Here is a 17,027-nt window from a genome sequence, read left to right as displayed (position 1 = left end):
GATGAAAATCTGCCGCACGTGTTGAATTCGGCGCGGGCTTTATCCATCAAGCGTGAAGGCCTGCCTGAAACGTTCAAGCGCGACCTCGCTGTCACCGCTGGCCCAGCCTTCGAGGCCGACGACACCGCTGTATCCCATGCCGAACAAGGCCCTGGCAATGGCGGGATAATGGATTTCACCGGTACCGGGCTCCATGCGCCCCGGGACGTCGGCGACCTGGATTTCGCCGATGGCGCTGCCGGCGCGCTGGATCAGCTCGATCAGGTTGCCTTCGCCGATTTGTGCGTGATAGAGGTCCAGGTTCATCTTCAGGTGCGGGCTGCCCACGGCCTCGATCAGCGCCAGGGTATCGTCGGCACGGGCGAACGGCGTGCCCGGGTGGTCGACTTCGGTGTTGAGGTTCTCCAGCAGGAAAACCCGACCTGCGTCTTCGCCCAGGCGGGCGATTTTTTCCAGCGTCTTGCAGGCGTTCAACCACATGCGACCGGTGGTCTGGGTCACGGGTTTGACCGGCAAGCCCAGGTCACCCAGGCCGGTGCCATGCAGGTTCAAGCTGGGGCAGCCCAACTGAGCCGCGACGGCCAAGGATTCCTGGGCGCTGTCGAGCAGGTGTTGGATGCCCTCGGGATCGGTCAGGTTGCCCGAGATGTAGCCGGTCATGGAGGTGAAATCCGCGCCGGTCGCTACAAGGGCCTGGATGTCTTTGGTCGTCCAGTTCCATATCTCGACGCTGAAGCCCAGCGCATGGATGCGTTTGACCCGCTCGGTGAAGGGCAGGTCGAGAAAGACCATCTCGGCACTGATCGCCAGTTTGAACGGTGTGAAACTCATGACTGAGCTCCTTGCACACGCACTGTTTTGCCCTGTTGGAAGGATTCGATACAGGCGCGGGCGATGGCCAGTGCCGCCCGTGCATCTTCACCGCTGGCCAGCGGTTTTTCACCGCTGCGCACGCAACTGACGAAGTGGTTGAGCTCGGCCACATAGGCATCACGCAGCAGGTCGGTGTCCAGGCGCTGGGTGTCGGCCTGGACCCCATTGGCCAGGTACCGCAGCAAGTCAGAGTCGTTGACGTTGCCCATGGTCAGCATGCCAGCGCTGCCGAACACTTCGCCGCGGACATCGTAGCCATACACGGCTTGAAAATTGGCCTCGGCCGTGGCGATGGCGCCGTTATCGAAACGGATCGTGACCACCGCGGTGTCGAGAAACCCTTTGTCCTTGTAGGCCGGTGCGATCAGGGCATCGGCCATCACAAAAACCTCAACCGCCTCGGCGCCTGGATTCAGGTAGCGCAGGGTATCGAAGTCATGGATCAGCGTTTCCAGGAAGATCACCCATTGTGGCGATGCGGCCGGGTTGTTCAGCGCCGGGTCGCGGGTCAGCGAACGCAGCAGTTGTGGGGTGCCGATCCGGCCAGCAACCACGTCCAGGTGAGCGGTGCGGAAACTTCTGGCAAAGCGACGGTTGAAGCCGACTTGCAGCGTCACCCGTGCATCGGCCGCGGCGGCGATGGCGCGGTCGGCTTCGTCCAGGGTGATGGCCATCGGTTTTTCACAGAACACCCCTTTGCCGGCCCGGGCCGCACTGATCACCAGTTCGGCATGGCTGCGTGCCGGGGCGGCAATCAGCACGGCGTCGATGTCCGGGTCATCCAGTAATTGCTGTGGGTCGGTATAGACCTTCTGCACGTCCAGTTCTGCCGCCAAGCGTGCGGCTTGGCCGGGGGTAGGGTCGGCGATGGCGGCAAGGCACGCGCCGGGGATGTACCTGGCGGCGGTCAGGCCGTGAAAACTGCCCATGCGGCCGGCGCCGATGAGGCCAAGGCGAAGGGTTTTGGATGTGCTCATGAACATGACTCCCTTTATTGTTTTTACGACTCGGCGGTAAGAATGTCCTCGTCTGTCCAGGCAGGGAGCAAGCGCTGTGCCAATAATTAACTTATTGATATTTAAGTAATTTAATTCTTTTGAATTGGAAAGGATGTTCATTTGAATGACATGTCTATACTGACATGTCGAAAATATGAACATGTGGCCGAATAATGAATCAGCAACCTGCAGCGTTGAGCGCCGAAGACCGTGACTACCTCACCACGCTGGGCCCTGCGTCGTTGAACGAAGGGCCAGGTACTGCGCTGGATGAGGCCTGGCAAGCGTGCTTGCAGGGGGCTATCGATCGGCCTGTCGGGATCCGCCGAGTGATTTGGGCGTCCTGGTTGCGCAGCGTCGATGCCGGCCTCGATCCGGAAGACGGTGAGTACCGTTTTGTCGCGCCTGCCGACCTGACCGCGACCCTGGCAGCCAACCGGGTGCTGATCGCCGCTGCGGCGCAAGTCATGCGCGGTTTGCTCGCCTATAACCCCAGGGGTCATATCAACCTGACCGATGCCGAAGGCACGACGTTGTATTTCTGTGGCCTGGACCTCACACCCATCGGCAGTCGATTGCTGGAGTCGGTACAGGGCACCAATTGCACCGGGCTGGCAATCGTCGAAGACCGTTTGGTGTATGTGCTGGCCGAAGAGAACTTCGGGCTTGGCCTGCGCCAGCGCCGCATGCATTGCGCCGCTGCGCCGATCCGCGATGCCCAAGGCCGGACGCTGGGCATGTTGACCTTGACGGCAGAGCCCGGCTGGTTTCATTTCCATACGCTGGGCACCGTCCAGGCTGCGGCCGAGGCGGTCTCGAGGCAGATGGCGCTGCAAGCCTTGCTGGAAGAGCAGCAAACGGTCCTTGAGGTGCTCAACGAGGGCTTGGTGGTTTTGGATGAGCAGGGCTGCATCAAGGCGCTCAACCATTACGCCCGACAGTTGTTCCGCGTCGGCCATGACCTGCTCGGCAGTCCGTTCAAGAGCCTGGGCAAGAGCGAATTGACCGATGCAGTCCTGCTCGCGGGCGGGGACGGCGTGCGCGACCTGGACTGCACCTTTGAGCTGCACGACCGCAGCCATCTGGCCTGCCTGGTGTCGGTCTGCCCACTGGAGCAAGGCGGGCGGATTGTGTCGTTGCGCGAGAACCGACGCATCCGGGAAATCACCCGGCGGATCATTGGCACCCAGGCCAGCTACACCTTCGAAACCATCCTCGGCCGCTCACAGGCGATTGAGGATGCACTGCACCTGGCGCGGATTGCCAGTCGCAGTGATTCGACCACGCTGATCCTCGGTGAGAGCGGCACTGGCAAGGAGTTGTTCGCCCAGGCCATCCATAATGGCAGCGACCGTTGTGGCGGGCCTTTCGTGGCGGTCAATTGCGGCGCCATTCCCCGTGACCTGGTGCAGAGCGAACTGTTTGGACACGTCGAAGGCGCTTTCACCGGGTCGGCGCGCGGTGGGTCGGCAGGCAAGTTCGAGTTGGCCGATGGCGGGACGATCTTCCTCGATGAAATCGGTGACATGTCCTTCGATGCACAGGTCAGCCTGCTGCGTGTCCTGCAGGAAGGCGAGGTGACACGGGTGGGGGCGAAAAAATCGCTGCGGGTCAACGTGCGCATCATCGCCGCCACCCACCGCAACCTGAGCCAGGCAGTGGCCGAGGGCGCCTTTCGTGAGGACCTTTACTACCGGCTCAACGTGCTGAACCTGACGGTGCCGCCACTGCGGATGCGTCGCGAAGATGTGCCGTTGCTGGCGCGGCATTTTCTCGCGCGATGTGCCCGGTCGCTGCGCAAGTCGATGCAGGACCTTTCGCCCGCGGCCCTGGATATGCTTGGCGCTTATCACTGGCCAGGCAATGTCCGTGAGCTGGAAAATGTCATTGAGCGGGCGACCAACCTGGCGATGACCGAGCTGATCGAACCGAGCGATCTTGCCCTGGATATCAGGCAGCGAGGGCGCTCATCGACATGGGGAAGTGCCCCTGAGCCGCGGATGGCGCCGGATCTTGGTACCCATGAGATGAATGCCATCATCGCCGCCCTCAAAGACACGCGCGGAAACATCCGCCTGGCTGCTCAACGGCTGAATGTGTCGCGTGGCGGGTTGTACAACAAAATGAGCCGGTTTGGACTCAAGGTTGAGGCATTCCGTTCCTAGCGGGATGCTGTCGTAAATGCTCTGATAATTGCCACGATCCCTAGCTGGGCTGCTGGTATAGAGCGTGCGCGATAACGCGTAGCTGCCCGTGATGGGGAAGCGTTAACGCGCAGTCCTGACGATGACAGACCAACGGGGAATGTAAAAATTTTACGGTTTTTTTACGGTAGGTGTTTTGACCCACAACGATACTGGCCGCGATTTTCAGATCGTCCGAGCGCCTTGCATTTCCAATGGCCCTGGCAAATCGTATTGCTCAAGGATGGCATACACTTCCCCCCGTAATTTGAGAGACGCAACCCTTGAGCGAAGCAGCGATTTCCGCCCATGAAGATTCCCATGCCAAAACATCAGGAGTGGGCTTGCTCGTCGCCGCGGTGGGCGTGGTTTATGGGGACATTGGCACCAGCCCGCTTTACACACTCAAAGAAGTGTTCGCCGGTCACTACGGCGTCCAGGCCAACCAGGACGGTGTACTGGGTATTCTGTCGTTGATCTTCTGGTCACTGATCTGGGTCGTCTCGATCAAGTACGTGCTGTTCATCCTTCGCGCCAACAACCAGGGCGAGGGGGGCATCATGGCCTTGACCGCATTGGCACGTCGGGCTGCGGCACCGTTTCCCAAAATGAGCAGGGTCCTGGTATTGCTCGGGCTCTTCGGCGCGGCACTGTTTTACGGGGACAGCATGATCACCCCGGCCATCTCGGTGCTCTCGGCGGTCGAAGGGCTGCAGCTTGCGTTCGATGGAATCGAACAGTGGGTCGTTCCGCTGTCCGTGGTCATCCTGGTAGCGCTGTTCCTGATTCAAAAACATGGCACGGCGCGTATCGGCATCCTGTTCGGCCCGGTCATGGTGCTGTGGTTCATGGTGCTGGGTGCGCTCGGCATTTACGGCATCCTGCAACGACCGGAAGTTCTGCAGGCGCTCAATCCTGCATGGGCAGTGCAGTTTTTTGTGGTGCATCCGGGGATTGGCGTGGCCATTCTGGGCGCCGTGGTGTTGGCATTGACCGGTGCTGAAGCACTGTATGCCGACATGGGCCACTTTGGCCGCAAGCCCATTGCTCGCGCCTGGTTCATTCTCGTGTTGCCCGGCTTGGTGCTCAATTACTTTGGCCAAGGCGCCCTGATCCTGGGAAACCCGGAGACGGTGCGCAACCCGTTCTATTTACTGGCGCCTGAATGGGCACTGTTACCGATGGTCGCGCTCTCCACACTGGCCACCATCATCGCCTCTCAAGCCGTGATCTCCGGTGCTTTTTCCCTGACTCGCCAGGCCATCCAGTTGGGTTACGTCCCTCGCATGTTTATCCAGCATACCTCCAGCCAGGAACAGGGACAGATCTATATCGGTACGGTTAACTGGGCGTTGATGGTGGGTGTCGTGCTGTTGGTGATTGGTTTCGAGTCGTCCAGTGCGTTGGCCGCAGCCTATGGCGTCGCTGTGACGGGGACCATGTTGATCACGACAATCTTGTCCTCGGCTGTCGTCCTGCTCCTGTGGAAAACGCCGCGCTGGCTGGCCGTCCCAATGCTGCTCGGATTCTTGCTGGTAGACGGTCTGTATTTTGCGGCCAATGCACCCAAAATTTTTCAGGGTGGCGCGTTCCCGGTGATTGCCGGCATCAGCCTGTTCATTTTGATGACGACCTGGAAGCGGGGCAGAAAGATTATTGTTGAGCGGCTGGATGAAACCGCACTTCCTCTACCGCTATTCATCGGCAGTATCCGTACGCAGCCTCCCCATCGGGTGCAAGGTACGGCGGTGTTTCTTACGGCCAGGACAGATGCTGTTCCTCATGCATTGCTGCACAACCTGCTGCATAACCAGGTTTTGCATGAGCAAGTGGTATTGCTCACAGTGGTGTCCGAAGACAGCCCTCGTGTGAGTGCTGACCGACGGTTTGAGGTTGAAGCCTATGGAGAAGGGTTCTTCCGGGTCAGTCTGCACTTTGGCTTTATCGAGGAGCCCGATGTCCCCTTGGCCTTGAGTCTCTGTCACTTGGCTGAACTGGACTTCAGTCCGATGCGCACCACCTATTTCCTCAGCCGGGAGACGGTGATCCCGACCAAGCGCATCGGAATGGCCCGTTGGCGAGAAACCCTGTTCGCGTTTTTGCTGAAGAACGCCAATAGCAACCTGAAGTACTTCAAGTTGCCGTTGAACCGGGTGATAGAGCTGGGCACACAGGTCGAGATGTAAAAGAGTCATCGAGTATCCAGAGGGGCTCGTTCAATGCGGGCCATTCATGCTGGATGAACCACGCGTCAGACGCTTGAGCGCGATGACCATCAGGCCCCCGGCTACTACCATTCCCGTGAGAAAAAGCGGATAGGCAACCCACCAGGGAACGGCTGAGGTCATCATGCTGAACTCGGACATGCCACCAATGCTGGCGATCAGGTTGAGAGGCAGGAAAACCACATTGATCAGCGTCAGTTTGCGTAACAGGTTGTTCATGGTGTTGTTCATCAAATTGCCGCGTGCGTCGATCAAGCCGGCAAACACCCTGGAGTAGATTTCCGCCTGTTTGTTGCACTGGGTGTTTTCGATGATCAAATCGTCGATAAGCGCAATCGCCTCGACGCTGAAGTGCTCTTTTTCCGCATGGTTGCGCAGCCGAGTCAGGACCGCACCATTGCTGTGAATCGCATTGATGTAGTAGATCAGGCTTTCGCTGAGGTTAAACATCTGGACCAGATGTCGATTCTCCATCGAGGCGTTGAATTTCTGCTGCAGCTCGCGAGCCACCATCTTGATCACCTTGAGGTGGCCCAGGTAGTGGTGGAGGTTGTTGAACAGTATATCCAGCAGCACATCTTGCGTTGTGTGCAAGGGGTGCCGCTGCCCCAATCCACTCAACTGGGAGTCGTCAGTCGCGATTATCAGCAAGCGTGTTTTAGAGAAGAGCAAGCCGAACGATGAGACCTCAAAGGCCAGGCTATCTCCGCCCGAGTAACTTTCCGGACGCTTCCAGATCAAGAACAGGTTATCCGGATGGAATTCGATGCGTGAGACTTCGTCCGGATCCAGTGCCGAAGCCAGCGCGTGATCGTCCAGTTTGAACTCGCTGCGCAACAGATCTCGTTCTGCCGCATCGGGATTACTGAACAACATCACATCAGCATTGAGCTGTTCAACCGGTACCAGCGCCCCATTGGCGAGCAGAAAACTCTTGATCACGTCTGACCTATGGCGTTGTTGACAGAGGAAGTCAGTGTCTTGCAGGTCGTGTAGCGGATCAAGTATTCACCAGGCCTGACCGCGACGTTTCAGCTCAAGACGGCGAATGAACTCTTCCAGAACCAGGGAATACAGGTCGTCCTGCAAGTAGGCGTCTTCGATGCCCGCGTCCATGTTCGGGTTGTCGTTAACCTCGATGACCACCACCTTATCCCCCGACTGTTTCAGGTCGACCCCGTACAAACCATCTCCGATGAGGTTTGCGGTCTTCACCGCCAGCTCCACCACCGCCCGCGGTGCTTCGTGAACCGCCAAGGTGCGGCATTCCCCATTGATGTCCTGGCCCTTGGCTTTGTGGTTGTAGATTTGCCAGTGACCTTTGGACATGAAGTACTGGCAGGCGAATATCGGTTTGCGGTTGAGTACGCCGATGCGCCAGTCGTACTCGGTGTAGAAGAACTCCTGAGCCAGTAGCAATACCGAGTGCTCGAAGAGCTCAGCGGTGGCATCCAGCAGCGCCTGTTGGCTTTCAACCTTGATTACGCCAAGGGAAAAACAACCATCGGGAATCTTCAGCACTAATGGAAAGCCCAGGCGTTCACCGACTCGCTCGAAGTCTTCCGGTCGCTCCTTGTAGAGAATCTCGGTTGCCGGCATACCCAAATGATGGCTTTTGAGCAGATCAGTCAGGTACACCTTGTTGGTACAGCGCAGGATTGAAGTGGGATCGTCCATCACCACCAGGCCTTCGCTTTCCGCCTTCTTGGCGAAGCGATAGGTGTGGTTATCCACGCTGGTGGTTTCGCGAATCAGCAGGGCGTCATACTCGGCGATTCGTGAATAGTCTTTCTTTTCGATCAGATCGACATCAATGCCCAGGCCTTTGCCCACCCTGATAAAACTTTCCAGTGCCTTGGCATTGGAAGGCGGCAGCGATTCCTGCGGGTCATGCAATATGGCCAGGTCGTAACGGGCCACGCGGGGTGACCGCGGTACTCGCCAGATCTTGCGGCTGAAACTGTCCAGCGAGTTGGCAAATTGATCCTCCTGGTCTTCGCGTAGCTTTTGCAAGACACCAGGTTTTATCCCCTCGATATGCCAACTATTGCTTTTACGGAACTCCACCAGGAGGATCGGGCATGGGAATATTTCGAAAATTTGCCGGGCCAGTTCCTGCAAGGGCTCAAGGTTGGTTTTACCAAAGTAAAGAGTGAACGTGAATCCTTCGGTATTACTATAAAGGTGGTTGTTCAGTGCTTTGTCCAGCGCCTTGTCCAAGTCATCCAGCGCGAGGCTGTACAGTGACTTTCGGGTCAACTCGCTGATGGTCCGCACAGACGGAATAACTTTATGGCCGCGTGCTTCTGCCAGCAATGAACAGTAATACCCGTGTCCTAGGTACTTGTAGCTCCGACACAGATTAATAACCTGAACACGCTTGCCAGCCTCGCTTTCAAGGGGTTGCTCGAGATATTCCTGGGCACTCATCACATCGTCTGATGGGAAATAAGACGCCCAGTCTTCTTTTCGCTCAACAATAATAACGACTTGGCTTTGCCGCCTGGGTGCGCTCGATAAATAAGTAAGGTTTGATATTGCCGCTAGCCGATTTTGCTCTGATACTTCACGCAAATCACCCTGTACCGCTGACATATGAGAAGGTCCGTTGGAGAACAAGTCCTTATCTATTAAGCACGATACTTTTTAAAAGTCTCGTTTCGTTACGCAACTTTTACGGCGGCTATATGAACCTGGTATTTCGCAAGGCGACACACGATGATCTGAAGTCTCTGCTGGAATTGGAAAACCAGTGCTTTACCCATGACCGGCTGACGCCGCGCAGTTTCCAGTGGATGATCGGCCGAGCCCATGCCAGCCTGATCGTCGCGCAGGCCGAGAGCCAATTGATGGGCTACTGCCTGGTCTTGTTCCACCGCGGCACCTCGCTGGCGCGTCTGTACTCCATCGCCATCGCCACCCAGAGTCGTGGCCTGGGCTTGGGGAAACAGCTACTGGATCAGGCGGAAGAGTGCGCCCGCGCGAACGACTGCGCCTACCTGCGACTGGAAGTCCGACCGGATAATCCGGTTGCCATCAGTCTTTATGAGCGCAATGGGTACCGGCGCTTCGCCGTGGTAAACGACTACTACGAAGACCATTTGCATGCACTGCGCTTGGAAAAGCGTGTTGTGCAGCATCGGGAAAACCGTGAGCTCCAAGTACCTTACTACCAACAGACCACTGAGTTTACCTGCGGCCCGGCTTGCCTCTTGATGGCCATGAAGGCATTGCAACCCGATCGTTTAATCGGACGTAGGGACGAACTGCAAATCTGGCGTGAAGCCACCACCGTGTTCATGACTTCAGGGCACGGTGGTTGCAGTCCCCAAGGGTTGGCACTGGCGGCCTGGCGTCGAGGGTTTCGAGTACGCCTGCAAGTGAGTATTGCAGGTCCGCTATTTCTCGACGGCGTGCGCGACGAACATAAAAAAGAAGTCATGCGCCTGGTACATGAAGCGTTCTGCAGCGAACTTGCGCAGAGTGATGTGGAGCAGGTGAGCAGCAACCAACTGGACCTGGCTCAGGCACTGAAGGAGGGCGGTCAACCCCTGGTGTTGATCAGCAGCTACCGACTGACGCGCTCAAAAGCCCCGCACTGGGTCATTGTCACTGATTACGACGAGGACTTCGTCTACCTGCATGATCCAGACATTGATCATAGTCAGCACCGTCAGGCACTTGACTGCCAGCATCTTCCCGTCAGCCACAAGGCATTCGACAAAATGTGTGTTTTCGGCGGCAATAAGCTACGCGCCTCCGTGACGATTTACCCTCGTCAATCCATGCCCAAGGTATGAAGCGATACCCAACCCCGGTGGCTCGGCTGATCGCGATCATCAGGGCGATCAGCCTGGCGGTTTGTTCACGGCTGAACTCGGTCTGGGCTATCAGTGGCTTCACTCCGTGACGCTGCTGCCTGCGGGTACGATGCACAGGTAGTTGTAACTCGCAGCCCTGGAGCATCCGCTACATTGAATGGAGTTGATTCTCCGCTATGTGTCTGTTCCAAGAGCCTGGTCATGCTGCAGCTTCGGTCTGCTCTACGATCTACCTGAGCACGCTTTCGAATATCTTCAGACAGTGGAGCAAGTGCCACCTCATCTCTCGCGAGGACCGGGGCTGGAAGGATGTTACAAACTTACTATCCCCCTTTCAGGTCGATGACGGCAGAAGCGACTATCCTTGCGGACACTGAATCTGAACTCTGTATCCATAAAAAAAGAGACGCCATGACACATTACGATCGCGCCATCGGCTCCCGACCCGGTATCACATGTGGTGATCGAACCTGTAAGGCCAGGTCCCGGTTGCTCAAGATAATTTCAATGACGGCTTTCTGTCTCTTCACGGCCACGCCCGGATACGGCCAGGATCTACCGGCAACGACGGACGCCACGGTTACGGTGACTCAAGCACAGGAAATGGTTGCCAAGGCCACTCTCGGCGCCGTTCCCTGGAGCGGCCCCGAATCCGGCCCGCGCGCCCAGCGCGGCAAGAGCATCGCCATTGTCGCAGAAGATATGCGCAATGGAGGCATTGTCGGCGTCGCCCAGGGCGCTCGTGAGGCCGCCAAGGCGATGGGCTGGACGCTGAGGGTCTTCGATGGCGCCGGATCCCCGGATGGGCGTGCAAAGGCCTTTGCCGATGCCCTGGCGGCGAACCCCGATGGCCTCATTCTGTGCGGTGCCGATGCCCTTGAAAACAAGGCGGCGCTGGCCGTCTTCGCTGACAAGGGCGTGCCAGTGGTGGGCTGGCACGCCGGGGAGCGGCCCGGGCCGATTGATGGGACGCCGATGGCCATGAACGTCACGACCGACCCGCTCGAAGTGGCTCGCATCACGGCCATGGCGGCAGTGGCGCAGTCGAACGGAAAAGCCGGCGTGGTCATCCTGACCGACTCCAGGTACAGCATCGCCATGGCGAAAGCCAAGGCCATGGAAAACGTGATTCGGGCCTGTCGGGAGTGCTCGTTGCTGGAGGTGCGCGATGTCGCGATCTCCGAAAGCCGCGAGAAAATGCCGGCGATCACCACGGAACTGCTCCAGCGCCATGGCAAGCGCTGGACCCATACGCTGGCCATCAACGATATCTATTTCGACTACGCGGTGGCCACCTTGGCCAGCGCCGCGATACCCCGCGATGGCATCAGCCTGTTGTCGGCCGGGGACGGTAGCGCTTCGGCGTTCCTGCGCATCCAGGAAAAAAACTACCAGACCGTCACCGTGGCCGAACCGCTCAACGTGCATGGCTGGCAGGTGATCGATGAATTGAACCGCTTGATGGCAGGCCAGCCGGTGAGCGGCTTCGTGGCACCGGTTCACTTGGTCAATGCCGCCAATATCACCTTGGACGGCGGGACGAAGCTCCTGTACGACCCCAGCAATGGTTATCGAGACATCTATCGATTCCAGTGGAATCCCTGAGCGCTGGACGTGGCTACACGGCCAGGGAGCCTGGGTCTCCCAGGCCGCCAACGGTCTATCGAAAAATAATGGCGTCGACCTGTCGATTTCGACCATTGCCATTCGATTAGTCCGTAGAGCCGCCACACGGACGGCTTGATCCATCCATTCTCAGGAGAAAAAAGCATGCGATTTATGGTGATCGTCAAGGCCAGTCCAGAGTCGGAAGCCGGAGAAATGCCCAGCGAAGAACTGCTGGCCGCTATGGGCGCCTACAACGAAGAACTGGTCAAGGCCGGGGTGATGCTCGCCGGTGAAGGCCTGCATCCCAGTGCCGAGGGCGTGCGCGTGCAGTTTTCCGGCAAGAACCGGACTGTCGTCGACGGGCCCTTTGCTGAAACCAAGGAGCTGATCGCCGGTTTCTGGATTTTCAAGGTCCAGTCATTGCAGGAGGCCATCGACTGGGTCAAGCGCTGCCCGAACCCGATGGTCAGCGACAGTGAAATCGAGATCCGCCAGATCTTCGAGTTCGAGGAGTTCGGCGAGTCCTTTACCCCCGAATTGCGCGAGCAGGAAGAACGCTTGCGGGCGCAGATGTCCGGCCAATCGTGAAGCCGGATACAGGAGATCCCACCATGAGAATCATTCCTTACCTGACCTTCAACGGTAACTGCAAGCAAGCCTTCGCTTTGTATGAGGAGGTACTGGGCGGCGAGCTGTTTTCCATGTCTTTTGCCGAGGCCCCCGAGGAGACCGGGATGCCCAAGGATCCCAATCTGATCATGCACACTTGCCTGACCGTCGGCGCTTTCAGCCTGATGGCCTCCGATTGCCCGCCAGGCCAGCCATATAGCAAACCACAAGGCGTTTCGGTGTCCCTCAATGTCGACAGCGCGGAGGAGGCCGAGCGGCTGTTCAATGGCTTGAGTGCGGGTGGCAGTGTGTTTATGCCCCTGGAGAAGACCTTTTGGGCGGAACGCTTTGCCATGTTCGAAGACCGTTTCGGGATTGCCTGGATGGTCAATTACGAGGGGGGAAAATAAGTCGAGCGCAGCCCATGGATGGACGACTCGGGTGAACCTTGCGCCAGTACTGCGTTCACTTATTGAAGTGCCGTTTTAAGTGGTCCTGTGGGAGCGAGCTTGCTCGCGATGGCGGTGGATCAGTTACAGGGATAGAGACTGACACTCTGCCATCGCGAGCAGGCTCGCTCCCACAAGGGATCTTCAGCAAACACCAAACCGATATACACCCAAGATCACCTGTGGGAGCGAGCTTGCTCGCGATGAGGTCGGCACATCCAACATCACCGAAAACTGACACATCGCCTTCGCGAGCAAGCCCGCTCCCACAGGAGAAACGCGGTCCCACCAAGAACCAGGTCGGCTACCAGGCCGCCTCGCGGTGGACGTTGATCTCGGCGCCCCGTTAACCACGCTGGCCGAACGCAGGCATTGTGGAGTGGGCATCCCGGCATGGATGCCGGGATAGCCGCGCTGGGCCATGGATGGCCCTTCGCGGCGGGCCCACGGAGCAATGCCGGAGTGAGGGCACACCGAGCCTAGGCGAGGTGCCGAGTGGTGGGGCAGAAGCGCTTTGGTTACTTTCGACTGGGCCGGCTTCCGGGCTTTTCGAAAGTGACCCGCTGTAAGAGCGGAACCCTAAGCCGCCGTTACGCAAAAAACGGATATACACACCAAAGCAACTAAACACCGAGCTTTCTAAAAAAACAAAAAAACGGCGCTTCCCATTTCTGAAAGAAGCGCCGTTTTTCCTAAGTGAACAGCATTACAGTCGTGCCGGGACGTTCAACCCCCCTCATGCAGTACGACCACCGAGCACTTCAGCCACCCAATCGGCAATGTACTGAGCGGCATTGATACTGTTATCGAAACTCGAATGCTGCACGCCGCCCTCACGTTCGGTGAAGACTTTCAGCTCGCGCTTTGGACTGTTGACCAACTGCTCATAGGTGCGGTGTGCCCACTTCAGTGGAATCTGCGAATCCTTTTCACCGTGAGTGACCAGGAAAGGCACCTTGATGCGATCGAGTATGCCGTCCAGGTGGACGTTCTCGGCGATGGCCATGAACTCATCGGTGTCTTTGGCGCCCCAGACCCAGGCCACATGCGACCAGTAATGGGGAACCGGGAAACTACCTTCCTTTTCCATGCGACGCTTCTGCACATCACGCCAGTCATGGTTAGCACCCCACACCACGCCGCAAGCGAAGCGCGGCTCAAAGGCGACCGCGCGCGGGCAGTAATAGCCGCCCAGTGACACACCTTCCAGGCCAATGCGTTTGGCGTCGACATCGTCGCGGGTTTCCAGCCAGTCCACCACGCGGCTGGCCCAATGCTCACTGTCGAAACGCGCCGTCAGGTGATGCAGGCGCAGTGCTTCGCCTGTGCCGGGCTGGTCGATGATCAACGACGACACGCCCCGTTTGGCTAGCCAGGCGGGCAGGCCGACGCGGTATTTCATTTCTTTGGTGGAATCCAGTCCATTGACCTGCACCAGAATCGGCGCTGGGCCGCTGACGCCTTCGGCACGGACCAGCAGGCCGGAAATGTGTTTGCCTTCGTAAGGGATTTCAACGCGCTCGCAGTTCTCTCGTGCCAGTTCGATACCGCGTTGGAAGGTGTGCAAAAAGCGCTGGTACAGCTCCGTGCGGCCAGGAGCACCATGGGCCTGCAGGCGTTCGCAGCTCAGGTAGTAGGTCGCGGCGCGGTTGTATTTTTCACCGGCAGACAACATTCGACCCTTGCCTTCGTCTTCTTCAGCCAGGCCGCACAGCTTGTCGGCCATGTTCGCCCAGGTCTCACGGAAGGCCTTGCTACCGGCGGCGTCCGGTTGTTTGGCGGCCTCTTGCAACGGCGCGCACATCTCTTCGATTTCGCCGATGCGGGCGCCCATTTCAATGGCCAGGTCGACGGAAAGATTCCACACGTAGTTGGTCGGGAAGTAGCGGAACATGATTGTTATTGTCCTTGTGCGAGCAAAGGCAGGCGGTCAGGTCCGACGCGGGGATGGCCAGGCCTGACGGTTCGAAGCAGGCTAAGAGGAGGCCAATGGTTTGGCCAATCGCGAGTCGGGATGGGAGGTATTGCGAACGCTGATAGAGCGTATGGGCGCCATGGCCTAAGGGTTTTCTTCTCACCGTTCAAGCCGCAAATCCGGATACCTATCATCGTACTTTGCGATTGCTCATAACGCAGGATGCGATTGGTGTCGTCGAGGTACGACTCATTAGAGTTGCGGCTACACCGCGCTATTGGTCGGAGTCCCGGGCGCGCACAACAACAAGAATAAGGTATCGGCAGATGAGTGAGTCCAAACCCGGCACAGCGATCAGCCTGGTCGCCAAGGGCAGGCTGTTTTTCCACGACCGTGCGAGGAGTTTGACATGCCCGTACTGAGCCGTGTGTTTGGCAACCTATCGGTGGGGGCCAAGCTGTCGCTGGGTTTCGGCCTGGTGCTGCTGGTGACGTTGGCGGTGGCGGTCACTGCTTTTCGTTCCCTGGGAGTGTTGCAGCAGCGCGGTGAACAATCGCGTCAGGAGTCGTCGATCCAAGCACTGATCCTGCGCGCGCGTATCGCCGAGAAAGCATTCGCCCTGGACCTTGCTCCACAGCGCCTGGACCAGGTCCGCGAGGCGATCGGCACACTGAACCGGCAACTCGATGCTGAGCCCGCCAATAGTGCAGTACGCATGGCCGCTAGCACGTATCTGGAGCAGTTTCTCGGCTATGCCGATTCGTTGCGTCGAGCCAGGGAAGCGCGCCTGCGCATGCAGGCACTGGCGCAGACGGCTGGCGACAGTTTTACCCTGCTGTTTCTCGATCAACTGGATACGCTCAACGCCCGGTTGGGGCAGGGGACACCGCCGGACAGCGATCAGATGGTGCGACTTGAGCAGACGGCCGCGTTGCGGGACAAACTCGCCAAACTGCGTGACAGCGAGCTGTACTACTCGCTCGATGGCGAGGAGCGTTACCGCAGCGACTGGGAAATGAGCATGAGTGATCTGCTGGCCGCCATGCAGGCGCTTGATCTTGGCGAGCAGCAAGGCGAGTCGCTGCAGGAGGCGAACACGGCCTTGGGTGACTACCGCAAGGCCTTCGTCGAGTTCGTCGACAGCCGTGAGCAAAGTGCGCAAAGCAGTGCGGCGATGAACGCGCAAACCGAGCAGGTGAGCAAGCTACTGGCCCAGGCCGATGAACAGCAAAGGCAGGCGGTACTCGACGATAATCGCAATGCCGATCGCCAATTGGGCTTGATCACTGTTCTGGCGCTGGCCTTGGGCATTGGCGCCAGCCTGCTGATCCGCCAGTTGATTGTGCAGCCGTTGCGCCAGGCTGTGCAGTTGGTCCAGCGCGTGGCGGCGGGGGATCTGAGTGATCCGCCGTCAGACAGTGGTCGTCGTGATGAATTGGGCCAACTGTTGGGCACTGTGGGCAACATGCTGGGCAGCCTGCGGGGATTGGTCGGGCGCATCGACCGTGGTGTCGGCTCGCTTAATGGCATGGCCGGCAGCTTGGCCGAAGTGACCTTGAGCAACAGCCGTGGTGTCGAACATCAACGCCAGGAAACCGAACTGGCCGCCACCGCCATGCAACAGATGGCCGCCACGGCGCAGGAGGTCGCCCGCAACGCGGGTGAGGCCAGCGAAGCGGTGGCGCATGCCGACCAACAAGCGCGTGAGGGCGATGAACTGGTGCGCCAGGCGGGTGGCAAGATCGACCACCTGGCTGTGGAAATGAGAGGTTGTGCCGAGGCCATGCGGTCCTTGCTGGTGGAGAGCGCGGCGATTGGTGGTGTGCTCGATGTCATCAAGGCGGTGGCCGAGCAGACCAATCTGCTGGCGCTCAACGCCGCCATCGAGGCCGCACGGGCGGGTGAGCATGGTCGTGGCTTCGCTGTGGTCGCCGATGAAGTGCGTGGCCTGGCACGACGCACACAGCGTTCGACCACGGAAATCGAAGGGTTGATCGTTCGTCTGAGCAGTGTTGCCCAACAAGCCGCCGAGCGCTTGCAAGGCAGCCATGTGCTGAGCGATGAAACGGTGGTGCTTGCCGCACAAGCCTCCCAGGCACTGGCGCGGATTACCCGGGCGGTGTCCCGCATCGAGCAGATGAACCAGCAGATTGCCGCGGCTGCCGAGCAGCAGAGTGTGGTGGCCGAGCAAGTCAGCCAGAGCATGACGCGGGTGCGCGAAGTGGCCGAGGGCAGTGCCAGGGAAAGCCTGCAACTGCAAGTCTCGACGGCCGACTTGCAACAGGTTGGCGGCGAGCTCAAGGCGGCTGTCGGGCACTTTCGTACCTGACCTCGCCTGCGAGTAAT

The 17,027-nt window shown here is 58.7% G+C and carries 12 protein-coding genes and 1 pseudogene; 8 read left to right on the top strand and 5 right to left on the bottom strand.

All coding sequences use genetic code 11. From position 1 onward, the window contains the following. Positions 1–39: 39 nt before the first annotated feature. Together B0E42_RS08260 and B0E42_RS08255 are read right to left on the bottom strand one after the other, a co-directional pair. Positions 40–831: a TIM barrel protein gene (locus tag B0E42_RS08260; RefSeq protein ID WP_053178935.1), complete on the bottom strand. Its 792-nt coding sequence runs from the start codon at positions 829–831 to the stop codon at positions 40–42. Next, on the bottom strand, positions 828–1,850 hold the full coding sequence (locus B0E42_RS08255; RefSeq protein WP_077506194.1) for a Gfo/Idh/MocA family oxidoreductase: 1,023 nt from the start codon (positions 1,848–1,850) through the stop codon (positions 828–830). The genes B0E42_RS08260 and B0E42_RS08255 overlap by 4 nt, the downstream gene beginning before the upstream one ends. A 194-nt stretch (positions 1,851–2,044) precedes the next feature. Between B0E42_RS08255 and B0E42_RS08250 the strand changes: the two genes are divergently transcribed. Beyond that, a complete protein-coding gene (locus B0E42_RS08250; RefSeq protein WP_053187412.1) occupies positions 2,045–4,036 on the top strand; it encodes a sigma-54-dependent Fis family transcriptional regulator in 1,992 nt (663 codons plus the stop codon). A gap of 302 nt (positions 4,037–4,338) precedes the next feature. Beyond that, the gene (locus tag B0E42_RS08245; protein ID WP_050585377.1) at positions 4,339–6,240 is read left to right on the top strand and encodes a potassium transporter Kup; all 1,902 of its coding nucleotides are present in this window, start codon (positions 4,339–4,341) and stop codon (positions 6,238–6,240) included. Positions 6,241–6,270: 30 nt separating this feature from the next. On the opposite strand, the gene B0E42_RS08240 is transcribed toward B0E42_RS08245, so the two are convergent. Both B0E42_RS08240 and B0E42_RS08235 read right to left on the bottom strand, forming a co-directional pair. Continuing rightward, entirely contained in the window at positions 6,271–7,221 is a 951-nt protein-coding gene (locus B0E42_RS08240; RefSeq protein ID WP_013692972.1) for a magnesium transporter CorA family protein, read from the bottom strand. A gap of 66 nt (positions 7,222–7,287) precedes the next feature. Then, the gene (locus tag B0E42_RS08235; protein WP_077506193.1) at positions 7,288–8,874 is read right to left on the bottom strand and encodes a RimK family protein; all 1,587 of its coding nucleotides are present in this window, start codon (positions 8,872–8,874) and stop codon (positions 7,288–7,290) included. 92 nt (positions 8,875–8,966) lie between these two features. Here B0E42_RS08235 and B0E42_RS08230 point away from each other — a divergent pair, with 92 nt between their 5' ends. From B0E42_RS08230 to B0E42_RS08215, 4 genes are all read left to right on the top strand, one after another. Next, positions 8,967–10,079, top strand: a complete 1,113-nt coding sequence (locus B0E42_RS08230) for a GNAT family N-acetyltransferase/peptidase C39 family protein (protein WP_024618071.1) — start codon at positions 8,967–8,969, stop codon at positions 10,077–10,079. A gap of 606 nt (positions 10,080–10,685) precedes the next feature. Then, complete coding sequence (locus B0E42_RS08225; RefSeq protein WP_024618072.1) at positions 10,686–11,705, top strand: substrate-binding domain-containing protein; 1,020 nt, start codon at positions 10,686–10,688, stop codon at positions 11,703–11,705. A gap of 165 nt (positions 11,706–11,870) precedes the next feature. Continuing rightward, entirely contained in the window at positions 11,871–12,296 is a 426-nt protein-coding gene (locus tag B0E42_RS08220; protein ID WP_018600350.1) for a YciI family protein, read from the top strand. A gap of 23 nt (positions 12,297–12,319) precedes the next feature. Further along, positions 12,320–12,727 (top strand): VOC family protein, encoded by a 408-nt coding sequence (locus B0E42_RS08215; protein WP_077506192.1) that lies wholly within the window; start codon positions 12,320–12,322, stop codon positions 12,725–12,727. 775 nt (positions 12,728–13,502) lie between these two features. Here the strand turns inward: B0E42_RS08215 and B0E42_RS08210 are convergent. Then, positions 13,503–14,660, bottom strand: coding sequence for a S9 family peptidase (locus tag B0E42_RS08210; RefSeq protein ID WP_077506191.1), 1,158 nt, complete (start codon positions 14,658–14,660; stop codon positions 13,503–13,505). Positions 14,661–15,090: 430 nt separating this feature from the next. Here B0E42_RS08210 and B0E42_RS31705 point away from each other — a divergent pair. Together B0E42_RS31705 and B0E42_RS31700 are read left to right on the top strand one after the other, a co-directional pair. After that, positions 15,091–16,152, top strand: a pseudogene (locus B0E42_RS31705) (HAMP domain-containing protein); the annotation flags it as partial. Next, positions 16,147–17,010, top strand: a complete 864-nt coding sequence (locus tag B0E42_RS31700) for a methyl-accepting chemotaxis protein (protein ID WP_371915890.1) — start codon at positions 16,147–16,149, stop codon at positions 17,008–17,010. The pseudogene B0E42_RS31705 and the gene B0E42_RS31700, both read left to right, overlap by 6 nt. Positions 17,011–17,027: the final 17 nt, after the last annotated feature.

The organism is Pseudomonas sp. A25(2017), from assembly GCF_002001065.1.
Classification (GTDB): Bacteria; Pseudomonadota; Gammaproteobacteria; order Pseudomonadales; family Pseudomonadaceae; genus Aquipseudomonas; species Aquipseudomonas kilonensis.
Note: the sequence above shows the minus strand (reverse complement) of the source record. Positions and strands in the feature narration are given on the sequence as shown.

Bases quoted from the DNA above. Each gene is read 5' to 3' on its own strand.
- B0E42_RS31700 (WP_371915890.1), top strand. From the start codon at position 16,147: ATGCTGGGCAGCCTGCGGGGATTGGTCGGGCGCATCGACCGTGGTGTC.
- B0E42_RS08230 (WP_024618071.1), top strand. From the start codon at position 8,967: ATGAACCTGGTATTTCGCAAGGCGACACACGATGATCTGAAGTCTCTG.
- B0E42_RS08210 (WP_077506191.1), bottom strand. From the start codon at position 14,660: ATGTTCCGCTACTTCCCGACCAACTACGTGTGGAATCTTTCCGTCGAC.
- B0E42_RS08220 (WP_018600350.1), top strand. From the start codon at position 11,871: ATGCGATTTATGGTGATCGTCAAGGCCAGTCCAGAGTCGGAAGCCGGA.
- B0E42_RS08235 (WP_077506193.1), bottom strand. From the start codon at position 8,874: ATGTCAGCGGTACAGGGTGATTTGCGTGAAGTATCAGAGCAAAATCGG.
- B0E42_RS08260 (WP_053178935.1), bottom strand. From the start codon at position 831: ATGAGTTTCACACCGTTCAAACTGGCGATCAGTGCCGAGATGGTCTTT.
- B0E42_RS08215 (WP_077506192.1), top strand. From the start codon at position 12,320: ATGAGAATCATTCCTTACCTGACCTTCAACGGTAACTGCAAGCAAGCC.
- B0E42_RS08255 (WP_077506194.1), bottom strand. From the start codon at position 1,850: ATGAGCACATCCAAAACCCTTCGCCTTGGCCTCATCGGCGCCGGCCGC.
- B0E42_RS08250 (WP_053187412.1), top strand. From the start codon at position 2,045: ATGAATCAGCAACCTGCAGCGTTGAGCGCCGAAGACCGTGACTACCTC.